The sequence below is a fragment of the Actinomadura sp. NPDC048032 genome, from assembly GCF_040653175.1.
Classification (GTDB): Bacteria; Actinomycetota; Actinomycetes; order Streptosporangiales; family Streptosporangiaceae; genus Spirillospora; species Spirillospora verrucosospora.
The window spans coordinates 1-3,633 of the sequence record NZ_JBEZJP010000609.1; the positions used below are offsets into that span (position 1 = coordinate 1).

General features: G+C 74.9%; 2 protein-coding genes. One reads left to right on the forward strand and one right to left on the reverse strand.

Annotated features, from left to right (window positions below):
• A partial coding sequence (locus AB0C69_RS39900) for an ATP-binding protein (RefSeq protein ID WP_360361557.1) occupies positions 1-2,337 on the reverse strand: 2,337 nt, incomplete at its 3' end.
• 349 nt (positions 2,338-2,686) lie between these two features.
• Between AB0C69_RS39900 and AB0C69_RS39905 the strand changes: the two genes are divergently transcribed.
• On the forward strand, positions 2,687-3,529 hold the full coding sequence (locus AB0C69_RS39905; RefSeq protein WP_345183224.1) for a CbiX/SirB N-terminal domain-containing protein: 843 nt from the start codon (positions 2,687-2,689) through the stop codon (positions 3,527-3,529).
• Positions 3,530-3,633 lie beyond the last annotated feature (104 nt).

The window sequence follows — 3,633 nt, forward strand, 5'->3', positions numbered from 1 at the left end:
GCGGTGGACGGCGCGGCGCAGCAGGCGCTGCTCGCCATCGTGGTCGCGTTCCTGTCCGCCACCCTCGGCCAGCTCGTCGCCTCGTCCGTCTGGGACGCCCCACGGCGCGGCGGGCTCGGCGGGCGCCGGGCTCGCGGCGGGCGCCGCGGGGCCGGTGAGCGCGGGCAGCGCGGGCGGCGCCTCCAGGTGGCCGCCGGCGCCCTCCAGGTGCCCTGGAGCGTTCCGCTGCCACGGGTCCCGGCCGTCGGCGGGAAGGGCGGGAAGATCCTGCGGGGCGCCGGGGTCGCGGAGCGGGACGACCCCGTCGGGGACGGGCGCGGCCATGAGCATCGGCTCCCGCTCCGGGGGGCCGTCGACGGCGGTCCCGGTCAGGGCGGCGGGCTCGTCCAGCGGCCCGTCCGCGGGCGGCGCCGTCCCGGCGGCCATCTCCTCGGCCGGCACCACCAGCTCGTGCGGGAACAGGACGATCGCGGTGACGCCGCCGTACGGGGACCGGTGCAGCGTCACGGTGATCTCGTGGCGGGCGGCCAGGCGCGCGACGACGAACAGCCCGAGCTGGTCGGTGTCGACCAGGTCGTACTCGGGCGGCTCGGCGAGCCGCCGGTTGGCCTCGGCGAGCTGCTCCGGCCGCACGCCGAGGCCGCGGTCCTCGACCTCCACCGCGAACCCGGTGCCGACCCGCTCGGCCATCACCCGCACCTCGGTGTTCGGCGGGGAGAACGCCGCCGCGTTCTCGATCAGCTCGGCCAGCAGGTGCACGACGTCGGTGACGGCCGCGCCGACCAGGCCGTCCTCGGAGTCGGTCAGCACCGTCGCGCGGGTGTAGTCCTCGATCTCCGAGACGGCGGCGCGCAGCACGTCGGCGAAGCGCACCGGCCGCCGCCACCCGCGGCCCGGCGTCGCGCCGGACAGGATGATCAGGCTTTCGGCGTGCCGCCGCATGCGGGTGGTGAGGTGGTCGATGCGGAACAGGTCCTCGAGGTCGTCGGCCTCGGCGCGGCTCTCCAGGCCGTCCAGCAGCGTCAGCTGGCGGTGCAGGAGCGACTGGTTGCGGCGGGCGATGTTGAGGAAGATGCGGCTGACGCCCGCGCGCAGCTCGGCCTGGCCGACAGCGGCGTCGACGGCGGTCCGCTGCACCTTGGCGAACGCCTCGGCGAGCCGGGCGACCTCGGCGGTCCGGCCGGCGTCCAGGGGCGGGGCCTCCGCGGCGACGTCGACGCTCTCGTTGCGGCCGAGCCGCTCGACGATGCCGGGCAGCCGCTGCTCGGCCAGCTCCTCGGCCGACCCGCGCAGCCCGACCAGCTCGCGGACGAACCCGCGCGCGAACCGCAGCGACAGCAGCACCGACAGCAGGATCGACAGCAGCCCGAGGCCGCCGACGGCGGCGAGCCGGAGGTAGGCCTCGCGGCCGAGTTCGTCGGCGTGCTCCCCGGCGCGCCTGGAGTTGCCGAGCACCATCGTGTTGACCGACAGCACGAGCGGCTGCGCCGTCTGCTGCCACTCGGCGGGCTGGACGGGGATCGGCCGGCGCGGGTCGGCGTCGGCGATCCGGTCCTCCATCGCCTTGAACGTCTGGTACTGCGGGGACGCGAAGACCTGCGCGGTGCCGGTCCGGTAGACCAGCGGGTCGAGCAGCGAGCGCTGCTTGGTCCACTGCCAGCGCTGCTCGCCGACCATCTCCACGAACATGCGGTGCTCGGCCGCCGTCATCCGGCCCCTGGTGATGAACGCGCCGGCGACCAGCGCGTTCTCGCGCTGCAGCAGCTCCATGGCGCGGCCGGCGTGCCGGGTGGACTGCGTCCAGTCGTAGAGCGCGGCGTCGTCGATGGCGACGAGGCTGTCGTAGAGCCGGTGCATGTTGTCGACCATCGTGCCGTACCCGTTGACCGCGGCCAACCGGTCGACGGATCGGGCGTCCACCGCGGCGCGCAGCCCGCCGAGCCCGCCGAGCGCCCGCAGGACCGCGGCGACGCGGGACTCCATCTCGGCGTTGGTGGCGCTGAGCGCGGCGGCCGAGGTGGCCTTGCGGCGGAAGTTCTCGACGGCCGCGTCGACGTGCGTGCGCTGCGACACCAGGGCGGCCGGGATGCCGCCCGCGGTCTGGCGCGGGGTGCTGAGGAACACGGCCGAGGCCAGCCGCTCCTTGCCCAGCTCGACCAGGACGCCCTGGCCGCTCGGCGCGAACACGCGGTCGAGGGTGTGGTAGCGGCGCTGCGCCAGCGCGTCGCGGCCGGTGCCGATCGCGGCGTATCCCCAGAGCGCCACGAGCGAGAGCAGCGGCACGAGCAGCAGCGCGGTGACCTTCGAGCGGATCGACCGCCTACGGGGGGATTTCATGTGACCTCGAACGTTCCGGCACGGAGGGCCCCTGGATCATAAAGGCCGCCGGCAACGCTCCCGCAACCCCTTTGACGGCATTCGGCCGTATTGCCGTAATTCCTTGCCACCTGCGGCGATGTGCGGAGGCAAGACGATCTTGTCGAACCCGGCGCAAGTGGATAGCGGCAAATCCGGACAATTTGCTTCATTTCCCCCTGTCGCTCAGCGACAATGCGCCATACTCTGCTTCTTCACCACCGCTCGCGCCGCGACCGGTCCGGGAAGGAGATCAGCGATTCCTACAGGCAACGACGACGGCCGGGCCGGGAGGACGGCTCCCGGGCCGGAGGGCGTTACGATGCCCGCCGTGAGTCCCGAAAGCCAGGCATCCGAGGCATTGCCGTCGCGACGGCGCCGCACACCCCGCGGCGGCCGTCACCGCGGCGACGAATCCTTCCTGCTGCCCCCCGGATCCCCCACGCTCGTCCTCGCCGTCCCCGGACCCGCCCGGCGGGCCGGCACCGACCTCGCCGCCGAGCTCGCCCGTCTCGTCGAGCTGGAGCACACCGGACAGCCCGCCCACGTCGGGCACCTGGAGGGCGACGAGGCGAGCCTGCACGCCGTGCTCGCCTCGATCCGGCAGCAGGGCGACGAGCTCGCGGCCGTGGTGGTGCCGCTGTCCACCGGGCCCGACCCGGCGCTGGACGCCGCCGTGCGCGCCGCCGTCGCGGCCGCGCCCGTGCGCACCGTCGCCGCCGAGCCGCTCGGCCCGCACCCGCTCATCGCCGAGGCGCTGCACGACCGGCTCGCCGACGCGGGGCTCGCCCGCGCCGACCGGATCAGGCTGATGACGATGGTGACGGCCGCGTCCGGCGTGATCGTCGCCACTCCGGGCGACGCGGCCGCCGTCCGGCAGGCCGAGGTCACCGGCGTGCTCCTGGCCTCCCGGCTCGCGGCCCCCGTCTTCACCGCCTCGCTGAACGACGAGGCGTCGGTGAAGGCCGCCTACGAGCAGCTCCGCGCGGCCGGCGCGGCGTCCATCGCCGTCGCCCCGCACCTGATCGGGCCCGAGCCGGAGGCCGCGCTGATCGGGGCGGCCGCCGCCGCCGTGGGCTCCGCCCACTCCGCGCCCCTGGGCGCCCACCCGGCCCTGGCTCGCCTGGCCGCCCTCCGCTACGTCGAGGCGCTCTCCACCGCACTCGCCGACTGACCCGTGTCTTCGAAATCCCGGCCCACTTCGCTCGCCGAGCCCCGGCAGGTCTGCCCCCTCAGCGGTGCCATGATCAATCGTTTATGAGACCCCTCGGCCGTTCC